The organism is Streptomyces sp. CAU 1734, from assembly GCF_039888735.1.
Taxonomy (GTDB): Bacteria; Actinomycetota; Actinomycetes; order Streptomycetales; family Streptomycetaceae; genus Streptomyces.
In genome coordinates, this window is the sequence record NZ_JBDQQP010000009.1 from 1 (window position 1) to 24,241 (window position 24,241).

The 24,241-nt window shown below is 72.8% G+C and carries 22 protein-coding genes; 13 read left to right on the plus strand and 9 right to left on the minus strand.

What is annotated here, in order from left to right; all coding sequences use genetic code 11:
* Window positions 1-116: 116 nt before the first annotated feature.
* Window positions 117-1,223 (minus strand): ferritin-like domain-containing protein, encoded by a 1,107-nt coding sequence (locus AAFN69_RS18155; RefSeq protein ID WP_347729901.1) that lies wholly within the window; start codon window positions 1,221-1,223, stop codon window positions 117-119.
* A 375-nt stretch (window positions 1,224-1,598) separates the two neighbouring features.
* On the opposite strand from AAFN69_RS18155, the gene AAFN69_RS18160 reads away from it, so the two are divergent.
* From AAFN69_RS18160 to AAFN69_RS18180, 5 genes are all read left to right on the plus strand, one after another.
* A complete protein-coding gene (locus AAFN69_RS18160) occupies window positions 1,599-2,534 on the plus strand; it encodes a diiron oxygenase (RefSeq protein ID WP_347729594.1) in 936 nt (311 codons plus the stop codon).
* Between the two features lie 61 nt (window positions 2,535-2,595).
* Window positions 2,596-3,315 carry a TetR/AcrR family transcriptional regulator gene (locus tag AAFN69_RS18165; protein ID WP_347729595.1) on the plus strand — a complete coding sequence of 240 codons (720 nt, stop codon included), beginning with the start codon at window positions 2,596-2,598 and terminating at the stop codon, window positions 3,313-3,315.
* A gap of 169 nt (window positions 3,316-3,484) precedes the next feature.
* Complete coding sequence (locus tag AAFN69_RS18170) at window positions 3,485-5,005, plus strand: alpha/beta hydrolase (RefSeq protein ID WP_347729596.1); 1,521 nt, start codon at window positions 3,485-3,487, stop codon at window positions 5,003-5,005.
* Window positions 5,006-5,066: 61 nt separating this feature from the next.
* Window positions 5,067-5,360, plus strand: a complete 294-nt coding sequence (locus AAFN69_RS18175; protein WP_347729597.1) for a hypothetical protein — start codon at window positions 5,067-5,069, stop codon at window positions 5,358-5,360.
* A gap of 126 nt (window positions 5,361-5,486) precedes the next feature.
* A complete protein-coding gene (locus AAFN69_RS18180; protein WP_347729598.1) occupies window positions 5,487-6,767 on the plus strand; it encodes an NlpC/P60 family protein in 1,281 nt (426 codons plus the stop codon).
* Between the two features lie 6 nt (window positions 6,768-6,773).
* On the opposite strand, the gene AAFN69_RS18185 is transcribed toward AAFN69_RS18180, so the two are convergent.
* Genes AAFN69_RS18185 through AAFN69_RS18205 form a run of 5 tightly spaced genes read right to left on the minus strand, consistent with a single transcriptional unit; the run spans window position 6,774 to window position 12,402 of the window.
* On the minus strand, window positions 6,774-8,009 hold the full coding sequence (locus tag AAFN69_RS18185; protein WP_347729599.1) for a styrene monooxygenase/indole monooxygenase family protein: 1,236 nt from the start codon (window positions 8,007-8,009) through the stop codon (window positions 6,774-6,776).
* Between the two features lie 47 nt (window positions 8,010-8,056).
* Window positions 8,057-8,770 carry an ATP/GTP-binding protein gene (locus AAFN69_RS18190; RefSeq protein WP_347729600.1) on the minus strand — a complete coding sequence of 238 codons (714 nt, stop codon included), beginning with the start codon at window positions 8,768-8,770 and terminating at the stop codon, window positions 8,057-8,059.
* Window positions 8,751-9,182: a DUF742 domain-containing protein gene (locus AAFN69_RS18195; RefSeq protein WP_347729601.1), complete on the minus strand. Its 432-nt coding sequence runs from the start codon at window positions 9,180-9,182 to the stop codon at window positions 8,751-8,753. Before AAFN69_RS18195 ends, AAFN69_RS18190 begins: the two co-directional genes overlap by 20 nt.
* A complete protein-coding gene (locus AAFN69_RS18200) occupies window positions 9,179-9,661 on the minus strand; it encodes a roadblock/LC7 domain-containing protein (RefSeq protein ID WP_347729602.1) in 483 nt (160 codons plus the stop codon). Before AAFN69_RS18200 ends, AAFN69_RS18195 begins: the two co-directional genes overlap by 4 nt.
* Complete coding sequence (locus tag AAFN69_RS18205) at window positions 9,658-12,402, minus strand: nitrate- and nitrite sensing domain-containing protein (RefSeq protein WP_347729902.1); 2,745 nt, start codon at window positions 12,400-12,402, stop codon at window positions 9,658-9,660. Before AAFN69_RS18205 ends, AAFN69_RS18200 begins: the two co-directional genes overlap by 4 nt.
* 430 nt (window positions 12,403-12,832) lie before the next feature.
* Here AAFN69_RS18205 and AAFN69_RS18210 point away from each other — a divergent pair, with 430 nt between their 5' ends.
* Window positions 12,833-13,615 carry a hypothetical protein gene (locus AAFN69_RS18210; protein ID WP_347729603.1) on the plus strand — a complete coding sequence of 261 codons (783 nt, stop codon included), beginning with the start codon at window positions 12,833-12,835 and terminating at the stop codon, window positions 13,613-13,615.
* A gap of 407 nt (window positions 13,616-14,022) precedes the next feature.
* On the opposite strand, the gene AAFN69_RS18215 is transcribed toward AAFN69_RS18210, so the two are convergent.
* The gene (locus AAFN69_RS18215) at window positions 14,023-14,568 is read right to left on the minus strand and encodes a MarR family transcriptional regulator (protein WP_347729604.1); all 546 of its coding nucleotides are present in this window, start codon (window positions 14,566-14,568) and stop codon (window positions 14,023-14,025) included.
* A 278-nt stretch (window positions 14,569-14,846) separates the two neighbouring features.
* Here AAFN69_RS18215 and AAFN69_RS18220 point away from each other — a divergent pair, with 278 nt between their 5' ends.
* The gene (locus tag AAFN69_RS18220; RefSeq protein WP_347729903.1) at window positions 14,847-15,659 is read left to right on the plus strand and encodes a lysozyme; all 813 of its coding nucleotides are present in this window, start codon (window positions 14,847-14,849) and stop codon (window positions 15,657-15,659) included.
* 20 nt (window positions 15,660-15,679) lie between these two features.
* On the opposite strand, the gene AAFN69_RS18225 is transcribed toward AAFN69_RS18220, so the two are convergent.
* Both AAFN69_RS18225 and lon read right to left on the minus strand, forming a co-directional pair.
* Window positions 15,680-16,522: a pentapeptide repeat-containing protein gene (locus AAFN69_RS18225; protein ID WP_347729605.1), complete on the minus strand. Its 843-nt coding sequence runs from the start codon at window positions 16,520-16,522 to the stop codon at window positions 15,680-15,682.
* Window positions 16,523-16,682: 160 nt separating this feature from the next.
* Window positions 16,683-19,091: an endopeptidase La gene (lon, locus tag AAFN69_RS18230; RefSeq protein ID WP_347729606.1), complete on the minus strand. Its 2,409-nt coding sequence runs from the start codon at window positions 19,089-19,091 to the stop codon at window positions 16,683-16,685.
* Window positions 19,092-19,275: 184 nt separating this feature from the next.
* Between lon and AAFN69_RS18235 the strand changes: the two genes are divergently transcribed.
* The 6 genes from AAFN69_RS18235 to AAFN69_RS18260 all read left to right on the plus strand — a co-directional run bounded on the left by AAFN69_RS18235 (window position 19,276) and on the right by AAFN69_RS18260 (window position 24,193).
* Window positions 19,276-19,779, plus strand: coding sequence for a YfbM family protein (locus tag AAFN69_RS18235; RefSeq protein ID WP_347729607.1), 504 nt, complete (start codon window positions 19,276-19,278; stop codon window positions 19,777-19,779).
* Between the two features lie 65 nt (window positions 19,780-19,844).
* Window positions 19,845-20,453: an RNA polymerase sigma factor gene (locus tag AAFN69_RS18240; RefSeq protein WP_347729609.1), complete on the plus strand. Its 609-nt coding sequence runs from the start codon at window positions 19,845-19,847 to the stop codon at window positions 20,451-20,453.
* Window positions 20,450-21,367: a zf-HC2 domain-containing protein gene (locus tag AAFN69_RS18245; protein ID WP_347729610.1), complete on the plus strand. Its 918-nt coding sequence runs from the start codon at window positions 20,450-20,452 to the stop codon at window positions 21,365-21,367. The genes AAFN69_RS18240 and AAFN69_RS18245 overlap by 4 nt, the downstream gene beginning before the upstream one ends.
* Complete coding sequence (locus tag AAFN69_RS18250; protein WP_347729611.1) at window positions 21,364-22,146, plus strand: ABC transporter ATP-binding protein; 783 nt, start codon at window positions 21,364-21,366, stop codon at window positions 22,144-22,146. The genes AAFN69_RS18245 and AAFN69_RS18250 overlap by 4 nt, the downstream gene beginning before the upstream one ends.
* Window positions 22,143-23,552: a hypothetical protein gene (locus tag AAFN69_RS18255; RefSeq protein ID WP_347729612.1), complete on the plus strand. Its 1,410-nt coding sequence runs from the start codon at window positions 22,143-22,145 to the stop codon at window positions 23,550-23,552. Before AAFN69_RS18250 ends, AAFN69_RS18255 begins: the two co-directional genes overlap by 4 nt.
* A complete protein-coding gene (locus AAFN69_RS18260) occupies window positions 23,549-24,193 on the plus strand; it encodes a hypothetical protein (RefSeq protein ID WP_347729613.1) in 645 nt (214 codons plus the stop codon). The genes AAFN69_RS18255 and AAFN69_RS18260 overlap by 4 nt, the downstream gene beginning before the upstream one ends.
* The last annotated feature ends 48 nt before the right edge of the window (window positions 24,194-24,241 follow it).

A 24,241-nucleotide genomic window follows, 5' to 3' on the forward strand; every position in this document is an offset into this window, starting at 1 on the left:
CACCCAGGTCAGGAGACCAAGACCCGATAAGTCAGACACACTCGCAGCCACCTGAACCACCCCCGGGACCCACTACCAAACACAGTACGCCCACCACAAAGACAACGGCATTGGGCCTAGGCCTCCGCCGCCGCACCGTCCTCGATCACCGCCGCCACCTCCGCCACCCGCGCCGACTCCTCCGCCGCGAACCTCTCGCGGTCGAGCCGTTCGGCGATCTCCTCGTCCCGGGTCATCAGCAGATCGAGACTGGAGTCGCCCATCTCGAAGACGCCCATGTCGATATATGCCTTCTGTAACCGCTCACCCCAGAGCCCGATGTCCTTCACACAGGGCACGATCCGGCTGAACAGCAGTTTCCGGAACATCCGCAGGTACTCGGAGTGCTCGCTCAGCTCCCGGGCCTCCTTCCGCGGCACCCCGAAGTTCTCCATGACCTCGACGCCCCGCAGCCGGTCGCGCATCAGATGGCAGCCCTCGATGACGAACTCCTCGCGCTCCCGCAGTTCCGCGTCGCCGAGCTCCTTGTAGTAGTCGCGGAGCGCCATCCGCCCGAAGGCCACGTGCCGGGCCTCGTCCTGCATGACATAGGCCAGGATCTGCCGGGGCAGCGGCTTGTCCGTGAGGTCGCGGATCAGGCCGAAGGCGGCCAGCGCCAGCCCCTCGATGAGTACCTGCATCCCCAGATAGGGCATGTCCCAGCGGGAATCGCGCAGGGTGTCGCCGAGCAGCTCCCGGAGGCTGTCGTTGACCGGATAGAGCAGGCCGATCTTCTCCCGGAGGAACCGGCTGTAGATCTCGGCATGGCGCGCCTCGTCCATGGTCTGGGTCGCCGAGTAGAACTTCGCGTCCAGATCGGGCGCGGACTCCACGATCCGCGCGGCGCACACCATCGCCCCCTGCTCGCCGTGGAGGAACTGGCTGAACTGCCAGGAGGCCGCGTGGCGGCGAAAGTCGGCGCGGTTGCGCTCGTCCATCCGGTCCCAGTGGCGGCTGCCGTGAATGGCCAGCACCTCATCGGGGGTTCCGATGGGGTCGTACGGATCGACCTCCAGCTCCCAGTCGATCCGGGTGACGGCGTCCCACTGTTTGTCCTTGCCCTTCTGGTAGAGGGCGAGCAGCCGGTCGCGGCCGGCGTCGTACTCCCAGCTCAAGCGGGCCGCGCCCGCGGCCGGGACCTGCCAGTCGGGAGACTCCGGGGCATTCGCGCGGGGGTCGTGCATCGACACCGGGCCCAGCTCCTTCGCATCGTGTTCCAGGTGTTCACGGCGGCACTTGGTGCGTGATGGCGCTGTTCGGGGACTCGCCCCGGGCCCTTCCGGACGGCGCCGGAAGCGGACCGGACCCGTACCGCGGGCGGACCGGGCTCGTACCGGATTCGACCGGGGCTCGGCCGGGACCCCCGCGGTTCTCCCCCGGGGCGTGGGACGGTTCCCCGGCAGGCTCACCCGTCGGCGGACAGGAAGTCAACAAGTCGTGCGCGAGGGATTGACGGTCTTACTGACAGGGAGTCTCATAAAGGAGCCTCCGGGCCGCTTCACCCGCCCGGGGCCCCGCACCGCACTGTCCGCCGGCCGTCCGCGAGGTGCCCGCACACCATGACATCCGAGCCCATACGCGATTTCAGCCTGCTGCGCGATGCCCTCGGCCCGCTCCGCGACCGCGAACAGGTCGCCCTGCGGCTGCTGGAGTCCTCCGCCCGGCACTCCTTCGACCCCGATCGGGAGCTGGAGTGGGACCGGCCCCCGGAGGACGGCAAATGGTTCTGGCCCCCGGAGCTGGTCTCGCTGTACGGCACCCCCCTGTGGCGGCGGATGCCGGAGGAGCAGCGGATGGACCTCGCCCGGCACGAGGCCGCTTCGCTGGCCTCGCTGGGCATCTGGTTCGAGATCATCCTGATGCAGCTCCTGGTGCGGCACATCTACGACAAGCCGGTGACCAGCAACCACGTCCGGTACGCGCTGACCGAGATCGCGGACGAGTGCCGCCACTCGATGATGTTCGCCCGGATGATCGAGTACGGCGGGACGCCCGCCTACCCCCTGCCGCGCTTCCACCACCATCTCGGCCGGGTGCTCAAAACCTTCTCCACCACCCCCGGTTCCTTCGCCGCGACCCTGCTCGGCGAGGAGATCCTGGACTGGATGCAGCGGCTGACCTTCCCCGACGAGCGGGTGCAGAGCCTGGTGCGCGGGGTGACCCGGATCCATGTGGCGGAGGAGGCCAGACATGTGCGGTACGCCCGTGAGGAGCTGCGCCGCCAGATGGTGACCGCGCCGCGCTGGGAGCGCGAGCTCACCCGGATCAGCTGCGGCCAGGCGGCCGGGGTGCTCTCGGCCTGCTTCGTCAATCCCCGGGTGTACACCGATGTCGGCCTCGACCGGCGGGAGGCGGTGGCCCAGGTCCGGGCGAGCGGCCACCGGCGCGAGGTGATGCGGTCGGGCGCGCGGCGGCTGACGGAGTTCCTGGACGATGTCGGGGTGCTGCGGGGCGCCGGGCGCACCCTGTGGAAGCGGTCCGGCCTGCTGGCGTGAGCGCCGGCCCGCCGCAGTCACCGGGATCCGTTCACCCGCGCGGCGCGGCTACGCTGCCGCCATGACCCCTCCCGCTCCCGCAACTCCCGCGTACCGACGGCTGAACGTCGACGAGCGCCGCGCACAGCTTCTGGGCGCGGCGCTGGAGCTCTTCGCCCACCGGCCGCCGGGCGAGGTCTCCCTCGACGATGTGGCGGAGGCCGCCGGGGTGTCGCGGCCCCTGGTGTACCGCTATTTCCCGGGCGGGAAGCCGCAGCTGTACGAGTCCGCGCTGCGCTCGTCGGCGACCGAGCTGGAGCTGTGCTTCGCGGAGCCGCCGGCGGGCCCGCCGACCGAGCGGCTGGTGCGGGTGCTCGACCGCTATCTCGCCTTCGTGGACGGCCACGACGCCGGTTTCAGCGCCCTGCTGCGGGGCGGGAGCGTGGCGGAGACCTCCCGTACGAGTGCGATCGTCGACCAGGTGCGGCGGGTCGCGGCGGAGCGGATCCTGGTCCATCTGACGGCCCCGGACAGCGATCCCGGACCCCGGCTGCGGATGCTGGTCCGCACCTGGATCGCGGCGGTGGAGGCGGCCTCGCTGATCTGGCTGGACGAGGGGAAGCAGCCGTCGGCACCGGAGCTGCGGGACTGGCTGATCGACCATCTGCTCGCCCTGCTGGCGGCCACCGCCGCCACGGATCCCGAGACGGCGCGGGCGGTACGCGCCCTGCTGGCGCTGGAGCGTCCGGGCGGCCCGGTGGACCGGCTGGCGCGCCGGATCCCGGCCTTCGACCTGCCCTGAGCACCTGCCCCGAGCGCCTGCCCCGCGATCCTGCTGCCGAGCGGCACACCGCCCGCGCCGGGCCCGATTGGTGGAGCGCTCGCCACTCTCCGGGGTGAAGTCCGCGCCACGGCCCGCGGTGGCGCCCGCACCGTGGAATCCGGCCCCCGGCGCCGCCAGCATGAACGCCATGAAGAAGACCACCCCCCTGAGCGCACTCGCCCTCGCCCTCGTCACCGCCGTCACGGCGGCGGCGCCGGCCCCGGGCGCCGCTCCCTCGTCCCCCGGCGGCGGGGACGGGCTGGACCGGTTCCGCGAACAGACCGTCACCTGGACCGGCTGCCGGGACGCCTCGCTCGACGCGAGCGGAACCGAGTGCGCGCGGATCACCGTCCCGCTCGACTACCGCGAACCGGCCGGGCGCACCATCGAGATCGCCGTCTCCCGCATCGGGTCACCGGACCCGCGCAAGCGGCGCGGCATCCTCCAGACCAATCCGGGCGGCCCCGGCGGCCCCGGTCTCGACATGCCCGCCGAGCTGCGGAAGGTGATGTCACCCGAGGTGGCGGCGGCGTACGACATCATCGGCATGGACACCCGCGGGCTGGGCGAGAGCACCCCGATCGACTGCGGTCTCGACCGGGGCATCTGGCTGCACGCACCGGGCCCCGACCGCGCCGGGTTCGAGAAGACCGCGGCACTGGCCCGGGAGGACGCCCGCAGGTGCTGGGCGAGGGAATCGGGCACCCTGCCGCATCTCTCCACCCGCAATATCGCCCGGGACGCGGACATCGTCCGGGCCGCGCTCGGCGAGCGGAAGACCTCGTGGTTCGGCCACTCCTACGGATCGGTCCTCGGCGCGGTCCACGCACAGCTCTTCCCGCACCGGGTGGACCGGCTGGTGCTGGACAGCGCGCCCGACCCGGTCGGGTACGGCATGGAGATGATCCGCTCCATGGGCCCCGCCAATGAGCGGGCGCTGGACGACTTCGCGGCCTGGGCCGCGCGGCGGGACGGCGCGTACGGTCTGGGCGCCACCGCCGCCGCGGTGCGGGCGGGGGTGGACGAGCTGATCCGGGACGCCCGGCGGAAGCCGATCGCGATCGGCGGGGTCGAGCTGACCCATCACGATCTGCCGCTCACCCTCTTCGCGCAGCTCTCCAACGAGCTGGAGAACCCCGGTCTCGCCGAGACCCTGCGCGCCCTGCGGGACACCGCCGACGGGAAGCAGGTCGCGGTGCCCCCGGTCCTCCAGGGCTTTCTCGACCTGATGTTCAACACCACGGGCTCGGCGCAGGCCCAGAGCTACGCGGCCCAGCTCGGGGTGATCTGCGCCGACGCGGCGATGCCCCGCGACCCCGGCCACTACTGGCGGGCGGTCGAGCGCAGCCGCGCCTCCCAGCCCGTCTTCGGCCCCGCGACCCATGCCCCGCTGCCCTGCGCCTTCTGGAAGGAGCGCCCGCGCGAGCCCAAGACGAAGATCGGCAACAAGGTGCCCGCACTCCAGATCCAGGCGACCGGCGACACCCGCACCACCTATGCCTCGGGGCTCGGAATGCACCGGGCGATGCGCGGATCCAGGCTGGTGACCCTGCCCGCCCGGGCCCACGCGGTCTACGTGTACCACCCCAGCACCTGTGTGCGGGAGACCGTCGACAGCTATCTGCTGACCGGCACCCTGCCCGCCCGGGACACCGTCTGCGCGAAGTAGTCCCGCGCCCGGGGCGTGCCCGGTGACGGGGGCGTCCCGGCCCTGGGTGAGACTGGCCGGTGTGAGAAGCGAGAACACCCCCTTCGTGGGCGGGCCCCTGGACGGACATGTACTGCCGGTGCTCGTCGGGCCGACCGGGCACCCGCCGAAGTGGTACGAGGTCCCCGTGCCCGGCGACGGCGACGGCACCCCTCCGGCGGTGCACGCCTACCGGCGCGAGCCCGCCGGATACACCAAACGGCTCGGCCTCCAGCGCGGGTGGAAGTACGTCTACGCCTCGGCCGGGCGGGAGCGGCGCGAGCTGAAGTGGCCCTGGTCGAAGCCGGGCGGCGGGGGGCGAGCCGACACGCCGTAGCGGGCCGGGGACCGCCGTCACGGGTGACCGGATTGCGCCGTTCCGGCCACCCGGCGGGCGGGCGGGCCCGCGGGCACCCATCCTCGGGCCGGGACGGAAGGGGTCCGTCCCGGCGACGGAGGTGATGTGGTGCCGGGCAGGCTGCTGCGGAGCGTGTGCACGGCGGCGGTGGCGACGGCGGCGGTGGCCGCCGTGCTGCCGGGCGGAATCGGGGCGGCGCGCGCCGAACCCGTACCCGCCGTCTCCGCTCCGGCGGAGACGGGCCCGGGATCCGGAGACGCGGACGCAGTCGGCCCCGGAGCCTCCGCCGGATCCGGAGACGGAGACGGAGACGGAGACGCAACTGGAGACGCAACCGGACCCGGACCCGCCGCCGGGGCGCCCGCCGGTGTGCCCGAGGCGCTCAACCGGCTGCGGGAGCTCTACCACCGGGCCGAGGACGCCGGCGCCGCCCATCTCGCCGCCGGGGAACGGCTCCGGGAGCAGCGCGCCGAGACCGCCCGGCTGGGGCGGGAGCTCACCCGGGCCCGGGAGGCGCTCACCGCCAGCCGGGACGAGGCCGGGCGGCTGGCCAGGGAGCAGTACCAGGGCCGGTCCGAGCTCTCGGCGTATCTGCGGATCCTGCTCGCCCGCGACCCCCGCCGGGCCCTGGACCAGGAGCATCTGCTGGAGCGGGCCGCCGCGCACCGGATGGCGACCACGGTCCGGCTGGCGCGGACCGCCAAGCGGGCCGCCTCGCTCGCCCGGCGCTCCCGGCAGGCGCTCGACCGGGAGCGGACACTGACCGTCCGCCGGGAGCGGGCCCTGGAGACGGCGTCCTCGCGGCTGCGGGCGGTGGAGGAGATGCTGGCCTCCCTCTCCCCCGCCGAGATCACCGCACTGACCTCGCCCGGGGTGGGCCGGACACTCGCCGGGCCGCCCGGCGGTCCGGCGCACTCCACGCGTACGGACCCGCCCACGGAGCGGGGCGCGGCGGCGGTGCGGTACGCGGTGGAGCAGATCGGCAAACCGTATGTCTGGGGCGCGGCGGGGCCGGCCGCGTACGACTGCTCCGGACTGACCTCACGGGCATGGCAGGCGGCCGGGCTGGGGATTCCGCGCACCAGCCAGGAGCAGTGGGACGAGCTGTCCCGGGTGCCGCTGAGGGCGCTGCGGCCGGGCGATCTGGTGGTGTACTTCCCCGAGGCGACCCATGTGGGCCTCTATCTGGGCGACGGCCTGGTGGTTCACGCGCCCCGGCCCGGGGCGGTGGTGAAGGTCTCCCCGCTGACGGCCAATCCGGTGCTGGGCGCGGTCCGGCCGGATCCCGAGGGCGCCCCGCTGGCCCGGTGGACCCCGCCGCGGCTCCCCGAGGGGGCCACGGCGGGCACGGACACCGGGTACGCGGGGACCGAACCCCCCGCGTGACGGCTGCTATCCGGCCGTGAGCCCGCCGAGGTAGCTCTCGGTCAGTTCCGGGTCGTAGAGGAAGTTCTCGAAGTCCGCCGGGTCGTTGAAGCCGTTGGCGAACCGGTCGGCGGCGGGCTGGAGCTGTCCGGCCGCGCCGAGGAGGTTGACGACATGCTCCGGCGGCGGCGCGAGCATGGTGTTGGTCCACTTGGTGACGTGCTGGGCGGTCTCCCAGTAGCGGTCGAAGGTGGCCTGCATCCAGCTCTCGTCGAAGGGCCGGTCGCCGTGCTCCTCGATGGCCGACAGATAGGCGGCGGCGCACTTGGAGGCCGAGTTGGAGCCCTGGCCGGTGATCGGGTCATTGGCCACGACCACATCCGCGACGCCGAGGACCAGCCCGCCGCCGGGGAGCCGGCCGACCGGCTTGCGCACGGTGGGGGCGTACCGGCCGGCGAGGGTGCCGCCCGCGTCGGTCAGTTCGGCCTTGGTCGCACGGGCGTACTCCCACGGCAGGAAGCGCTCCAGCAGCTCCAGGGTGAGGGAGAGATGCTCGGAGGGGTCCTTGATGCCCTGGAAGGCGTCGAGCGGACCGCCGGGGACTCCCTCCCAGAAGAGGATGTCCGCGCGACCGGAGTGGGTCCAGGTGGGCATGACGAAGAGCTCGCCGACCCCGGGGATCAGATTGCAGCGGACCGCGTCGAACTCGGGGTGCTCGGGGCGCGGGCCGAGGCCGTGCACATAGGCGACGGCGAGTGCGCGCTGCGGGGTGTCGTACGGCGAGCGGGCGGCGTCCCGGGCGAACATCGAGACCAGCTCGCCCTTCCCCGCCGAGACCATGACCAGGTCGTACGTACGCGAGAAGTAGTCCAGGTCGGAGACGGCCGCGCCGTGGATGACGAGCTGTCCGCCGCGCTCGGCGAAGGTCTCCATCCAGCCGGCCATCTTCACCCGCTGGTCGACGGACTGGGCGTGGCCGTCGAGCCTGCCGACCCAGTCGATCAGCCGCTGCGACTCGGGCCCGGCCACCGAGACGCCGAGGCCCTCGATCCGCGGGGCCTGGTGCTCCCAGAAGTTGATGCCGAGATCCCGCTCGTGCTGGAGCGCGGTGTGGAACATGCACTGCGTCGACATGACCCGCCCCGAGCGGATCTCGTCGGAGGTGCGGTTGGACATCAGGGTGACCTCGTACCCCTTCGACTGGAGGCCGAGGGCGAGCTGGAGGCCGGACTGTCCGGCTCCGACAATGAGTATCTTCCGCATCCGGGGTGTCTTCTCTTTCGTCAGATCAAGGCGGGGACCGTGCGCGACTATTCGGGGGTGGCTTCGAGCGCGTGGGCCACGAGTTCGAGCAGTGACTCGACCACGGTGGCCCTTTTGCGCGCGTCCATGATCACAATCGGCACATGTGCCGGTATGGTCAAGGCTTCCCGCACGTCCTCGGTCTCGAAAAGCTCCGATCCGTCGAAATGGTTGACGGCGACGACATAGGGCAGTCCGCTGCTCTCGAAGTAGTCGAGAGCCGGGAAACAGTCCGACAGCCGCCGGGTGTCGGCGAGCACGACCGCGCCTATCGCGCCGCGTGCCAGGTCGTCCCACATGAACCAGAAGCGCTGCTGTCCGGGTGTGCCGAACACGTACAGCACCAGGTCCTCGTCCAGGGTGATCCGGCCGAAGTCCATGGCGACGGTGGTGGTGAGCTTCTCGGGCGTGGCGGTGAGGTCGTCCGTCTCCTCGCTCGCCCGGGTCATCAGCGCCTCGGTCTGGAGCGGGGTGATCTCCGAGACCGAGCCCACGAAGGTGGTCTTGCCGACCCCGAAACCGCCCGCGACCACGACCTTGGCGGCGGTGGGCGCGCGGGTGTGGTCCAGCTGCCAGGGCTGTACGCCGTCGTCCGCCGCGCTCCGGGGCCCGTCGCCGGGATGGCTCCGGGCGGCGGGGGGCGGGGCCGCCGCCGGGTGGGTGCCGGGGGGCTCAGTGGTGAGCGCGGCGGAGGCGAGCGTGTCAGAGGCGGCGGAGTCCACTCAGCACCCTTTCCAGCAGTGCGCGTTCCGGGCGTCCCGGGCCATGCCCGGTGCCGTATACACGAATTCTTCCCTGATCGGCCAGATCGCTGAGGAGCACCCTGACGACGCCCAGGGGCATCTTGAGAATCGCCGAGATCTCGGCGACGGTGCGCATCCGGCGGCAGAGCTCGACGATGGCCTGCAATTCTGGCATCACCCGGGTGGAGAGATCACCCTTGGGCAGCTCTTTGCGGTCGGCCGGGGCCTCGATGGCCGCCACGAAGGTCTCCACGAGGAGCACATGGCCGAAGCGGGTGCGGCCCTGGGTGAGCGAGTACGGGCGCACCCGGGCGGGTCTGCGGTTCTCGCCCCGCACCGGAAGGCCGGCCGGGCCGGTGGGCGGGTGCTGGGAGGGTTGAGAGGACGTCACCGGGTGCCCTCCAGGGACTGGCGCAGTTCGCTGCGGAGTTCGGGGGTGAGTACGTGTCCGGCGCGGCCGACGAAGAGACCCATGTGGTAGGCGACGACGGACATGTCGCAGTCGGCCTCGGCCTGCACGCCGAGGAGTGAGCCGTCACTGATCGACATGATGAAGACACAGGCGTCCTCCATGGCGACCATGGTCTGTTTGACGCCGCCGCCGTCCATCAGCCGTGCGGCGCCGATGGTGAGACTGCCTATGCCGGAGACGATGGTGGCGAGGTCGGCGCTGGATCCCTTGGGCCCGTCCTGCCCGGCCGGGTGGGCCGGGGCGCTGTTCTGGGCCGGGTCGGAGGAGAGCAGCAGCAGCCCGTCGGACGAGACGACGGCGACCGAACGCAGCCCTGGCACCTCCTCCACGAGATTGCTGAGCAACCAGTGCAGATTGCGGGCCTCACTGCTCAGGCCGAACGTGCCGGTCGCAGTCAACTGCGTGCCTCCTCGACTGTGTCCCCCGCTTCTCGGACTGCCGTGCGCGCGATCTCCGCCTCGGCTTCTTTGCGACCGCTGTCGGCGCCCCGCTGGAATCCGCCCAGCTTGCGGCGGAGGGCGTCGGCGTCGACGCTGCCGGCGCGCTCGCCGGGTGCGGCGGCGGGCTTGACGACCTTGGGCGTGCGCTTGGGCAGACCCTTGTCGGTGACCTTGTCCCAGACGGGCGCGGGGCCCGCGGCAGGTCCCTCGGTGTCCGGCTCCTCGGGTGTCTCCCCGGCACCGTCCTCCGCGCCGCCGGCACCGGCCTCGTCCGGAAGGTCCGGGAGCCGCATCGCGAAGGTCGGCTCGTCGACGCGGGCCGGGGCGGCGGGCTCCTCGGCCGCCGGGGGCTCGGCGCTCGCCGGATCGCCGTCCGCGGTGCGCTCGTGCACCTCGGGCTCGGCGGCGCGGACGGCCGCCTCGGCGGCCTCCACCAGCGGGTCGGAGTGCGGCCCGGGCCGGACCCGGTCCGGCAGCGGGCGGCGCGGAGTGCTCGGCAGCGCGTTGGAGTTCGCCTCGGCGGCGGAGCCCGGGAGCTGAAGCGAGCGGCTGGTGTCCGACATGGCCTGCGGGCGCTCGGCGTCGGGCTCCTCGGGCAGCAGCCCCTGGGGGAGTACGACCACGGCGGTGATCCCGCCGCCCTTCTGCTGCCGCAGCTGCACCCGGATGCCGTGGCGCGCGGCCAGCAGTCCGGCGACCCGGAGACCGAGCCCCTCGGCGTCGGGCCCGCCGGTGGGCTCCGCGGGGGCCTTGGCGCCCTTGGAGCCCTTGGCACCGGCGGGAGCCCGCTCGTGCGCCCGCGGGTCCTCCAGCCGGGCATTGAGCTCCGCGAGCCGTCCGGCGGTCATCCCGATGCCGGTGTCCTGGACGGAGAGCATCACCTCGCCGCTCTCCAGCAGCCAGCCGGAGAACTCGACCACGGCGTCCGGCGGCGAGAACGCGGTGGCGTTCTCCAGCAGCTCGGCGACGAGATGGCTGAGGTCGTCGGCGGCGAATCCGGCGATCTGCGCGCGCGGCGGCAGGGCCTGGATGACGACCCGCTCGTACCGCTCGATCTCACTGACCGCCGCCCGGGCCACATCCACCAGCGGAACCGCGCCGGGGTGGCCGTGGCCGTGTTCGGCACCGGCGAGGACCAGCAGATTCTCGCTGTGCCGGCGCATGACGGTGGCCATGTGGTCGAGCTTGAAGAGGGTGGCCAGGCGCTCCGGGTCCTGCTCGCGCTCCTCCAGCCTTTCGATGACCGAGAGCTGACGCTCCACCAGGCCGAGGGTGCGCAGCGAGAGATTGACGAAGGTGTGGTCGACGGTGTGCCGCAGCCGCTCCAGCTCGGCCGTCAGCCCGCCGGTGCTGTCGCGCAGTTCGGCGCGGGCGGCGGCGAGCCGGGCGGTCAGGGAGTCGTTGGAGGCGGTCAGCTCGCGGCGGTCGTTCTCCAGCCGCTCGGCATGGGCCGAGAGCTCCCGCAGCCGGCCCTGAAGCAGATTCAGGGAGCGCACGACCTGCGCGAATTCATCATTGCGCCCGGTGAAGCCGACCGGCTCCCCGGCGTCCGGACCGGCCGCGAGGCGGGCGGCGCCGATGCGCAGCACCGCCAGCGGGCGGGTGAGCGTACGGGAGAGTCCGGCGAGTACGCCGATGGTGACCAGGACCAGTCCGCCGAGGACGGCGACCCTGATCTCCAGGGCCGTGACATCGTCGTCACGGAGCTGCTCCGCCGCGGTGATCCGCTCGGAGGCGAGTGACGACTCCACTCCGCGCATCTGCTCGACACGGGCGGTGAGGGAGGTCTCCAGCCGCTTCCGGTTCGACTTGCGGTCGCCGCCCGAGAGCTCGGGTTCATCGGTGAGCCGGCCCAGATATCCCTCTGCGGTCTTCACCTCGGCACCCGTGACGGTGGCGGCGAGGGAGTCCCGGGCCGCACCGCCGGCGGCCTGGTCGAAGTCGGCGAGGGCGGCGAGCTCGCGCATCCGGGACTGGGTGGCGGCGGCGCTGAGCGCGTCCCGGGCCTCCCGGGCGGCCTTCTCCTCCTCGCCCTCCTCCCCCTGGACGGGAAGGCCGGTGAACTCGTCGATGCGCTCGGCGGCCTCCCCGGCGGGCACGGAGAGCGCGGCCAGCAGCAGCCCGCGGGTGGCCGACGCCTGCTCGACGGCGATACCGAGCTCGGCGGTGGCGCGGGCGCCGCCCGGGGCGCGCGGGGGGGTCCTGTCGGCGAGCTCGACGGCGAGGGCCTGGAGGCCGTTGATGACGGCGGTGTAGGCGCGGTGGGCCTCCATCGCGGTGCCCTTGCCGGTGAGCGCGGTCCGGCGGACGGAGACCACGGTCGCCAGCGAGCGGCGCAGCTCGGCGCGTTCGCCGGGGATGTCCGCGCGGATCTCGTCTATCTGCCGGTCCACCCGGGCGCTGCGGGCGCTGGTGACCTCCCGGCGGTCCTTCTCGGCGCCGCGCTGGTCCTCGCGTCCGGCGGCTATGTAGGCGGTGACCTCGTCGCGCTCGTCGGAGAGCGAGTGGGCGAGGGTGACGGCCTGCCGGTTCAGCCCGGCGAGACCGACCAGCCGCTGCGACTCGGAGAGATCCCCGGACACGGCCAGCACGCCGGGGGCGCCCGCGCCCACGACGACCAGACCGACCACGGCGACACCTATGACCAGCCTGTTGCGCACCCGCTTGGCACGGCCGCGTGCGACAGGCACCGGCGAGATGTCCCGTGCCGGATACGTCTCAGGGACCAGGGGGGCCTGAGGCCGCTTCTTCTGCACCGGTGCTCGCAATCCTGCTTGACTCGTCCGCCCTTTGAACCTTGAAGCAGAGATGACGACCGGTAATACACATGATCCCACCCCTGGCACGACATAAGACCATTCCAGTGCTTTTGGGAGGGGGGCGCACCTCGGCCGCTCCGCCACCTGAACGAGTGAACATCACTGGGGAGTTGGCAAACAACTCCTCTCGGTTGCCGCCGGAGTCATTCCCTGGACACTGACTGGATCTTCCGGCCGGGCTTTGGCAGGATGCGCGCCCGCAGCTTCACCTGATGATCGATCAGACACTTCGAACGCCGTCTGACCAGGGTGTACAGAGGGAATTCACGGTTGTGCACATGACGTGAACGACTCATGCAGACTGGGCCTCATGCGCATGGATCTAGCCACTTCACCCGGATCGCCCGAACGCCCCAACGAGGACTGGGCATCCGTTGCCCTGCCGACATCCGGCCAGGGCGGATCGCTCGTGGTGCTGGACGGGGTCACTCCTCCGGAGGGCGACTACGGCTGTGAGCATGGGGTCCCCTGGTTCACCGCCCGGCTCGGGGGTGCATTGCTCGAACTGTCCACTTCTCGGCCGGATACATCTCTGGCCGGGATTCTCTCGTCGGCAATTCGACGCACCGCCGATGCCCACCGAAACAGCTGTGACCTTTCTCACGTTCGAACGCCACAGGCAACGGTCGTCATGGCGCGCTGGGGCGGACCGCCGGATCCGGTGGAACATCTGGTGCTCTCCGATTCGGCCCTGCTGATCGAATCCCCGGACGGCGCGGTGCGCGCGATCCTGGACGACCGCCTCGACCGGCTGCCGCCCGGGGCCCTGCGCACCCACGCCTCGGCGGACGCCCTCCGCAATGCCGAGGGCGGCTTCTTCACGGCGGCGGCCGACCCCGGGGTCGCCGCCCGCGCGGTGACGGGCACCACGCCGCGCGCCCTGGTCCACTCCCTGACCGCCCTGACGGACGGCGCGTCGCGGTGGGTGGAGATGTTCGGCGCGGGCGACTGGGGTGATTGCGTGTCCGTCCTGCGTTCGGAGGGCGCGGAGAGCTTGATCGACCGTGTCCGGAAGCTGGAGACGGTGGACCCGGGGCCGGGGGCCCGCGGCAAGCGGCACGACGACGCGACGGCGGTCTTCGCGAGGCTCTGACGGCTGCCTCCGGCGGGGCCGAATCTTGTGCGCCCTCGCCCCGGGGTACGGGTCCCTTCCCGGGGCGCGGCTGCCTCCGGCGGGGCCGAATCTTGTGCACCCTCGCCCGGGGGTGCGGGTGTTTTCCCGGGGCTCCGCCCCGGACCCGGCGCCTCAATCGCCGGCGGGGCTTGATTTTGCTTGCTCTCGTTCGCGGGTGCGGGTTGGCGTGGGGGCGGTGTCGCGTCCCCGCCCGCGTCGTTCGGGGTCCCGGGTGCGGGGCTCTTCTTGTGCGCCTCGTGCCCTGTGTTGTTCCGGTGCGCGGGTACGGGGCGGGACACCTTCGCATTCGTGCGGCCCGGGGGTCCTCCGGGCTCGACTCCTCAGAGCCGGCGGAAACCGGCCCGCTTGTCCTGTGCACCCGGGTCTTACCGCCGGCTCTTCCGGGGACGACCCTGCACACCCCCTCCACGAGCGTCGCCCGATAAGGAAACATCCTCCGCACGCGCGTTCAGCTGATGCAGAAGCCGCGCGAGCTCCGCGACCTCCCCCCGGTCCCACTCCGCCAGCCTCGCGACATACCGGTCCCGCCTCGCATCCCTCACTCGGCGGAACCGTTCGAGACCTTCTTCGGTGAGCCGGACGAGTGACGCCCGCCCGTCCGCCGGGTCGGGCTCGCGGACGACCAGGCCGAGGTCCTCCAGCGCCCGGAGCTGGCGGCTCATCGTCGCCTTGCCGACGCCGAAGTACCCGGCGAGCTCCGTGGCGCGCAGCGAGCCGGACTCCTCCAGGCGGACGAGGAGCCCGTACGCGGCGGCCTCCAGGTCGGGGTGGAGCTGGCGGGCCATCTCGCCGGAGGAGGCCCGCGCGCGGCGCAGGAAGACGGCCAACTCCCGTTCCAGCGCGAGGAATGCGCGGTCGGCGCCGGCTCCCCCGGTGGGGCCGGGCTCGCTCCCCGTACCGCTTTCCTGCACGTCAGCACCCCTCGTACGGTTTCCGGTTCCTGAAAGTTTCCGCCGGCACGGCTCATCACCGCAGCTCGGTCAGTATTTCGCAGGATTGGACCAACGGCGGCACTCCGGGGCCCTTACGAACCGGTCTTCTCCGCGCGTAGCGTCAAGCGTGGCATGTCCACACCACATTGCTCCATCCCGGGCATGCCGCCCGGTTACCGGGTCCCCCCACGGTGCGTCTTCGGAGGCACGCTATGAACGTGCACAGATACGGAATGATCCATTTCTCCAGCTATGCGATGAGGCCCCGCCGTTCACGTCTGACGTTCGGCGCCGCGCTCCTCGCGGTCCTCTCCCTCCTCCTCACCCTCCCCGGCACGGCCGGTGCGACCGACGCCGACGCTCCCCCGCGCGGTTCCGCTTATCTGGGCATGGGCGTCATCGCGCACGACGGTCAGGGCGGACTGCCGCCCGGGACCCGCAACGCCCAGACGGAAGGCGTCGACGTCTCCAGCCATCAGGGCAATGTCGACTGGCCGGCGCTGTGGAACAGCGGGGTGAAGTGGGCCTATGTGAAGGCCACCGAGGGCACCTACTACAAGAATCCGTACTTCCCGCAGCAGTACAACGGCTCGTACGACATCGGGATGGTCCGGGGCACGTATCACTTCGCCACCCCCGACACGACGACCGGCGCCGCGCAGGCGGACTACTTCGTCAACAACGGCGGAGGGTGGACACCGGACGGCAGAACCCTGCCGGGCGCGCTGGACATCGAGTGGAATCCGTACGGGGACGCCTGCTACGGCAAGACGCCGTCCGCGATGGTGGCCTGGATCCGGGACTTCCTCAACCGGTACAAGGCACGCACCGGACGGGACGCGGTGATCTACACGGCGACGAGCTGGTGGGTCCAGTGCACCGGCGACCACGCGGGGTTCGGGGCGAGCAATCCGCTCTGGATCGCTCGTTACAACACCACGCCGGGGACCCTTCCGGCCGGGTGGGCCGTCCAGACGATGTGGCAGTACACCTCGTCCGGGCCGATCGTCGGCGATCACAACAGATTCAACGGGGCGTACGACCGCGTCGTGGCCCTGGCCACCGGCTGACGGCGGCGGGCCCGCCGCCGTCACCGCCAGTGCGCGGGGCGGTCCAGCGCGGCCGGCAGCGCGGTCCGGGTGTCGCCCCGGGCCGCGCTGAGCTGCGGCCGGGTGAGGAAGAAGGCGTCCGTCAGGTCGGCGCCGGAGAGATCGGCGTCCCGCAGATCCGCCCCCAGGAGGTCGGCCCGGCGCAGATCCGCGCCGGAGAGATCGGCGCCGATGAGGTACGCGCCGCGCAGGCTCACTCCCCGGAGGTCGGCGCCGTCGAGCCGGGCGCCCATGAGATCGGCGCCCCTGCGGTCCTTCGGCCTCCGGCCGGTCCGGGCGCGGGTCCGGGCCCGGGCCCGGACCAGTCCGCTGACGCGGTCCAGAAGGATCCCGGTCCGGCGGCGCCGGCCCGCCACGTCCACGCCGGGGAGTTCGTCCGGGCCGAGCAGAGTGAGCGCCTCGGTCTCCGTCAGCAGCGCCCGGATCTCGGTGTGCAGTGAACGGGCCGGTTCCAGTGTCAGGGCCTCGTTCAGATACCAGAGCAGTTCCTGGAGCTGCCGCACGACGGGGAAGGCCGCGAACATCGGGCCGGCGGTCTCCGGGGCGGTGCGCCAGTCGGTGCCGCCGAAGGTGACCCGGGAGACCTTCTGGCCGGCGCCGAAACAGTCGTACACCGTGCAGCCGGCGAAACCGCTCCGCCGCAGCCGGGTGTGTATCCCGCAGCGGAAGCCGGTGTCCAGATTGCGGCAGGGGCGCCCGGCGGGCTTGCTCACGGCGAAGTCGGCCGAGGCGGTGAAGGGGAGTGCGACACAGCAGAGGCCGAAGCAGTTCGCGCAGTCCGCCCGAAGGTCTCCGTCCCCGGTGGGCCGGGCGGTGATGTCCATCCGGGCCATCCGATCACAGAGGGCTTGAGCAGCGGAAACGATTTTCCGCGAGACGGAGCGGAACGGAGCGGAACGCACCCGCGCCCCGGAGCGGGACGCACCCGTGCCCCGGGCGGGAGACGACATCTCCCGCCCGGGGCACGACACGGCCGGCCGGGTGTCAGGCCGCGGCGGCCACCGCCACCTCCGCCGGGCTGAGGGCGATCTCCAGCACCTGGCGGACATCGGTCACCGGGTGGACCTCCAGCTTCTCCAGGATCTCGGCCGGGACATCGTCCAGATCGGCCTCGTTCCGCTTGGGGATCACCACGGTGGTGATGCCCGCCCGGTGCGCGGCCAGCAGCTTCTGCTTCAGGCCGCCGATCGGGAGCACCCGGCCGGTCAGCGAGACCTCGCCGGTCATGGCCACATCCGTGCGCACCGGACGCCCGGAGAGCAGCGACGCCAGCGCGGTCGTCATGGTGATGCCCGCGCTCGGCCCGTCCTTCGGGACCGCGCCCGCCGGGAAGTGGATGTGCACACCCCGGTCCTTGAGGTCGGCGACGGGCAGCTCGGCCTCCGCGCCCCGCGAGCGCAGGAAGCTGAGCGCGATCTGCGCCGACTCCTTCATCACATCGCCGAGCTGGCCGGTGAGGGTCAGCCCCGAGGCACCGGTCTCCGGGTCGGCGAGCGACGCCTCCACATAGAGGACGTCACCGCCCGCCCCGGTGACCGCGAGCCCGGTGGCGACGCCGGGCACGGAGGTCCGGCGCTCGGCCGGGTCCTGCGCGGACTCCGGCACATGGTGCGGCCGTCCGATCAGCTCGCGGAGCTGCTCGGCGCCGATGGTGTACGGGAGCTCACGGCCGCCCAGCTCGTGCTGGGCCGCGACCTTGCGGAGCAGCCGGGCGATGGAGCGCTCCAGATCGCGGACGCCCGCCTCCCGGGTGTACTCGCCGGCCAGCCCGCGCAGCGCCGAGTCCTCGATGACGACCTCGGCCGGCTCCAGGCCCGCCCGGTCGAGCTGGCGCGGCAGGAGGTGGTCCCGGGCGATGACGACCTTCTCGTCCTCGGTGTAACCGTCGAGCCTGACCAGCTCCATCCGGTCGAGCAGCGCCTCCGGGATGGCCTCCAGGACATTGGCGGTGGCCAGGAAGACCACATCGCTGAGGTCGAGCTCGACCTCCAGGTAGTGGTCCCGGAAGGTGTGGTTCTGCGCCGGGTCGAGCACCTCCAGGAGGGCGGCGGCCGGGTCGCCCCGGAAGTCCGAGCCCACCTTGTCGATCTCGTCGAGCAGGATCACCGGATTCATCGACCCGGCCTCCTTGACCGCCCGGACGATGCGGCCGGGCAGCGCTCCGACATAGGTGCGCCGGTGGCCCCGGATCTCCGCCTCGTCCCGGACACCGCCGAGCGCGACCCGGACGAACTTCCGCCCCATCGCATGGGCCACGGATTCGCCGAGTGAGGTCTTGCCGACGCCGGGCGGGCCGACCAGTGCCAGCACCGCGCCCCCGCGCCGCCCGCCGATCACTCCGAGCCCACGGTCGGCGCGCCGCTTGCGCACCGCGAGGTATTCGGTGATCCGCTCCTTCACGTCCTTCAGGCCGGCGTGTTCGGCGTCGAGGATGTTCTTGGCGCCCTGGATGTCGTACTCGTCCTCGGAGCGTTCATTCCAGGGCAGTTCGAGGACGGTGTCGAGCCAGGTGCGGATCCAGGAGCCCTCGGGGCTCTGGTCACTGGACCGCTCCAGCTTCTCGACCTCCTTGAGCGCGGCCTCGCGCACCTTGCCGGGCAGGTCGGCGGCCTCGACCCGGGCGCGGTAGTCGTCCGACTCCTCGCCCTCGGCCTCGCCGTTGAGCTCGCGCAGCTCCTTGCGGACGGCGTCGAGCTGACGGCGGAGCAGGAATTCGCGCTGCTGTTTGTCGACGCCCTCCTGGACGTCCTTGGCGATGGACTCGGCGACGTCCTGTTCGGCGAGGTGTTCGCGCAGCTGCTCGGTGGCGAGCCTGAGCCGGGCGACCGGGTCGGCGGTCTCCAGCAGCTCGATCTTCTGGGCGGTCGTCAGGAAGGGGGAGTAGCCGGAGTTGTCGGCGAGCGGGGAGACGCCCTCGATCTGCTGCACCCGGTCGACCACCTGCCAGGCGCCGCGCCGCTTCAGCCAGTCGGTGGCGAGGGCCTTGTACTCCTTGACCAGCTCGGCGATCTGTCCCGGCAGCGGATCGGGCTCGCTCTCCTCGATCCGTGTCCCCTCCACCCAGAGCGCGCCGCCGGGGCCGGTGGTGCCGGCGCCGATCCGCACCCGGTCCCGCCCCCGGATCAGGGCGCCGGGGTCTCCGTCGGAGAGCCGCCCGACCTGCTCGACCGTGCCGAGCACACCGGTCGCGGCGTAGTTGCCGTCCACCCTCGGAACAAGGAGCACCTGCGGCTTGCTGTCCCCCGAGGAGCGGGCGGCGGCCTGTGCGGCCTCCACCGCGGCGCGGACCTCGGTGTCCGTCAGATCCAGCGGCACCACCATTCCGGGCAGGACGACCTCGTCGTCCAGCGGCAGCACGGGCAGGGTGATGAACGTCTGGGACTCAGCAGCCATGATCTCCCCTTAGGCAGTGAAGTTGAGCTATGTGCACTCAATGCATGGGAGCCCCCGGATGTTCCCCACCCTGCGTTCACTCTGAGCGAACGACCGGGCGGGGGCCGGCCTCCGGACGGCTTCCTCGCAGGTGAGGTGGGGGGCGGCGGGGGTCGTTGTCAGTGGCCGCGCCTACGCTCCGCCCATGAGCACGATCGGGGAGTACGCACGGCTCACACCCGCCGAGCTGGAGCAGGCGCTCCGGGATCCGGAGTGGGCCGAGGATTTCATCGGCGACATGGCCGGGACGAAGCCGCACGACGGCGCGGATCCGGCCACGGCACGCCGTCTGGACATCGGCAGGGCATGGCACACCCTCGATTTCCTGCTGCGCCCGGCCGGGCTCCCCGTCGACATCGTCCAGGGCGAGGCGGACATCCCCGTCACCGAGCTCTGGGGATCCGTACCGCCCCGCTGTCTCACCCCGGAGCGGGTCCGGACGGCGGCCGAAGCGCTCGCGGAGATCGACGCCGCCGGCCTGGTGGAGGGGGTGACGGCGGAGGATCTGGCGGCGGAGGAGATCCACCCCGCCTTCGTCTGGGAGCACGGTGAGCCGCTCACCTCCGTCACCGCCTGTCACAGCGTGCTGGTGGCGTTCTTCCGGGCGGCGGCCGACGAGGGCGACGCCCTGCTGATCCGGCTGGACTGACCCCGGCCGGGCACCCGCCGGGCGGCCGGCGAACCGATCCACTCCCGCCCGGCGATATACCCGGCGTGAGATGGAAGCGCCCCCCGAGGGGAGACCAGGACGACGCCGGGCTGCTGCGCGCCGTCGCACGCGGCGACGCCGACGCGCTCGCCGTGCTCTACGACCGGCATGCCGGCTGGCTGCACACCCGGCTGGCCCGCCGCTGCCCCGACCCGGAGACCGTGCGCGAGGTGCTTCAGGACACCTTCGTCACCGTCTGGCGCTCCGCCGGTTCCCATCGCGGCGGCGAGGCGGGCGGCTGGCTCTGGGTGATCGCCGCCCGCCGGCTGGTGGACGCCCAGCGCGCCCACGCCCGCCGGTGCCCTCCCCCGCCGGAGACGGCCGCGCCGATCGCACCGGCCGGACCGGCCGGATCCGCGCCATCGGCCGAGGACCGGGTGCTGGCCGGGCTGGAGTACGGGGATGTCGGCGCCGCCCTGGAACGGATCTCCCCCGAACTGCGCGACGTGCTGCGCGCCACCGTCATCGACGGGCTGACCACCCGCGAGGCCGCCCGGCTGCTGGGCATCCCCGAGGGCACGGTCAAAACCCGCGCTCTCCGGGCCCGCCGCGAACTGCGGGCGGCACTGGCCGAACTCGCCCCGGACACACACCCGCTGGGAGGCATGGCATGAGCGGCTGGCATGTGAGCGAACAGCTCGCCCGGGGGTACGCGGACGGCTCGGCCACCGAGCCCGACGCCTGGTCGCTGGAGAAACACCTGGAGTCGTGCGGAGCCTGCGCGGTCCGGGTGTCGGCAGCGGTCCGGGCGGGCTCGGCCGGCCCGGTGATCGGCCTGGTCCGGTCCGCGGTTCTGGCCGAGGCGGCAGGAGCGGAGGGGGTGACCTCCGGAGCCGGGGCGGCCCCCGGGGACACCGCCGGCGCCGGGGCGCCCGTCGCGCGGCGGTCCGGGCGGACGGGCTGGGCGGTGCGGATGTTCTGGGCGGCCGGGCCCGCCCTGCGCGGACCCTGGCTGGTGGCGCTGGCGCTGGTGACCGGCGGCGCGCTCTTCCTCGCGTACGGGGTCGGTTTCAGCCACACCCGCACCCTGCTGCTCACCCTCTCCCCGGCCCTGCCGCTCGCGGGCGTGGCCCTCTCGTACGGGCGGTACGCGGATCCGCTGTACGAGATCGTCGCGGCGACCCCCGGCGGCGGGCTGCGGCTGCTGCTGACCCGCACCGCGCTGGTGCTCGCGGTCAGCGTGCTGCTGCTGGCGGGGACGGGGGCGCTGCTGCCCCCGGGCGCGTCGGGAGTCGCGGGCGTACCCGGCGCGGCGGCCTGGCTGCTCCCGGCGCTAGCACTGACCCTGGCGGCGCTGGCGGCGGGCTCGTACGTGGGGTGCCGGGCCGCCGCATGCGCGCTGAGCGGTGGCTGGATCGCGATCGTTCTGGTGCCGTACCCGGCGAGGGGGACCCAGCGGGCCGCCTTCCTCGCCGACCTGGTGTCCGGCCCCGGCAGCCAGGGCGGCTGGGCCGCCGCGGCGGTGGTGTGCGCCGGGCTGCTCGCGGCGCGCCGTTCCTCATTCGACCATCTGGAGAGAGTGCGATGACGACGATCAGGGTGACCGGGCTGACGGTCCGGCACCGCAGGACGGTCGCGCTCGACGCGGTCGACCTCGGTTTCGGCACGGGAGTGCACGGTCTGCTCGGCCCCAACGGCGCGGGCAAGACCTCACTGATCCGGGTCCTGGCCACGGTCAACGCGCCCGGCGCGGGTGCGGTGGAGCTGCTCGGCCGCGATGTCTCCGTGTCGCGCGAGCGGACCGGGGTGCGGCGGCGGCTGGGGTATCTGCCGCAGGAGTTCGGGTTCTATCCGGGTTTCACGGTGCGGGAGTTCGTGTCGTATGTGGCCTGGCTGAAGGAGATGCCGGGCGATCTGGTCCCGGAGGCGGTCGAGACCGCGGTGGCACGGGTCGGGCTGACGGACCGGATCGACACCCGGGTGAAACACCTCTCCGGCGGAATGGTGCGGCGGGTCGGCATCGCCCAGGCGATCGTCAACGAGCCGGAGGTGCTGCTTCTCGACGAGCCGACCGCCGGTCTCGATCCGGAGCAGCGGGTCGAATTCCGGTCACTTCTCCGGGAGATGGGCACCGCCTCCACCGTGATCGTCTCCACCCATCTGGTGGAGGACGTGGCGGCGGCCTGTACGGAGGTGACGCTCCTGGAGCGGGGCCGGGTCGCCTACCGGGGCACGACCGGCGAACTCACCGAGCTGGGCGGGGAAGCGCCCGCCGATGAGGGCAGCGCCATCGAGCGCGGCTACACGGCGGCCCTGCGCCGCCACCGCGACGGCGGCGTTCCGCGGGACGGGAGGGCCGGCCGATGACGCTCACCGGAGTACGGCCCGCGCCCGCCTCCCCCGCCGGGAAACCCCCGCGGCCCGGCGCCCGGCGCGCCCATCCGTTCCGCGGCGAACTGCTGCGCGGCACCGCGCCCTGGGCCGGGGCCGCCGTGCTGCTGACGGTCTCGGTCACCATGGCGGAGAAGTCTGCGGGCTGGCAGGGAGGCTGGGGCGAGACCCAGGCGCTGCTGCGCACGGTCTCCGTACTGCTCGCCGCCCCCATCGCCGGAGCGGCGGGGTGCTGGCAGGGCGGGCGGGAGTGGCGGCGGCGCACGGAGGAGCTGGGCGCGACATCCTCCCGGGGCCCGCTCGCACGGTTCCTCGCGGCGGCCCTGCCCACCGCCCTCTGGTCGGCGCTGGCCTGTCTGATCGCCCACGCGGCGGCGCTGCTGGCCTGTCTGCCGTACGCGAGTGCCGGGCGGCCGAGCGTGACCGCCCCGCTCTCGGACGCGGTGTTCGTCATGGCGGTGACCCTGATCGGGCATGTGGCGGGCGGAGTGATCCGCTGGCGGCTCGCGGCACCCTTCTTCGGCGGCGGGGTCTACCTCGGGTCCGCTGTCGTGTCGAGCCTGGGGAGCGGATACCGGTTCCTGAGCCCCGTCGCCGTCTCGGACTCGGGGATGGCCCACTCCCTGTATGTGTGGTGGGAGCCGCTGGTGACGGCCGGCTGGTTCGGCGGCCTGGCGGTGGCCGCCGTGCTCGCGGTCGCCGCCGCCCGGCGCTGGACCGCCCTGCCGGCGCTGCTGATCGCGGCCGTCTGCGGGGTCACCCTGGTCAAGTCCGGTGATCGCATGTGGCGGCCCGATCCCCTGCCGGCCCGGCAGGTCTGCGACACCTCCGTCCGGCCGGTGATCTGTGTCAGCCAACGCCACCCGGCGGTGCTGCCCCAGGTGACCCGCGCGCTCTCGCGGCTCACCACCCGGCTGGAGGGGGTCGGTCATCTGCCGGAGAGGTTCGTGGATCTGCCCGGCCGCCGGGGGCCGAATGATGTGCAGCTCCCGATGCTGACCCCGCTGGGCCAGTCCCTGACCCGCGGTGAGCTGACCGACCCGGAGCGGTACCGGTGGGAGGCGGCGCAGATGCTCGTCCACCGGGACGCGTGCGACGTCCGCGATCCGGACCGGGCGGAGCAACGGGTGCAGCTGGTGGACCGCACGGTTGTCGCATGGCTCGCTCCCCATCCCTCGGCCGGTTTCCACGAGACCGCGCTCGGCTGGGCCGAGAAACGGGGTGACACGGCGGAGGCCGCCGGGATCAGAGCGGAGATGAGGTCTTTCGACCGGGCCCTCGGCCGGCTCGGTGCCATGGACCCCGAGGAGCGCCGGCAGTGGCTCTCCCGCTACTTCGAGACCGCCCGCTCCTGCGACCCGGGGAAGGTGCCCGCGCTGTGACCGCCTTTCGGAACACCGGCTTCCCGCTCTACGCCCGCTCCCGGTCCCTCCCGCTCTGCGCGGCGGTCCTCCTGGCGGCGGCCGTGCTCGTGCTCTGGCGCACCGGGCGGACCGACGGCGCCGGACGCTCGTGGGATCCCGGATTCGGCGTCCCCATGACGGCGGTCGGCCCGCTGATCGCCGCCATCGCCATCGGTACGACCCTGTATGTGTACGCCGATGAGCTCGACCGGACCGCAGCCCGCGCCTGGTGGCCGCGGCGGCTGGCGCATCTGCTCGCGCTCGCCGTCTGCGCGGCGGCGGTCCTGGCGCTCGCGACGGCCGCCGCGGGCGTGCCGGACACCCCCGGAGGACCGGCCGCGTTCGAGCCGGGCGCCCCCGCCATGGTGCGCAACACCCTCGGGGCGGCGGGCCTGGCGGCGATCGGGGCCGTGGTGCTGGGGGCACGGCTGAGCTGGCTGCCGCCGCTGATGTATCCGGCCATGGCTCTCCCGCAGGGGCATCAGGACGGCCGGGTGGCGGCACTGGCCCGGATGGCGCAGCCGGACGGGCGGTGGGGCGCGTGGGTGACGGCCGGTCTGCTGCTCACCGCCGGGGCCGCGCTCTACGCCTGGCGGGGCGCCCGCCGGCCGGGGCGCTGACCCGGGTCGGCGTACGCGCGATTCCGCCGGGCCCGCCCCGGCGGAATC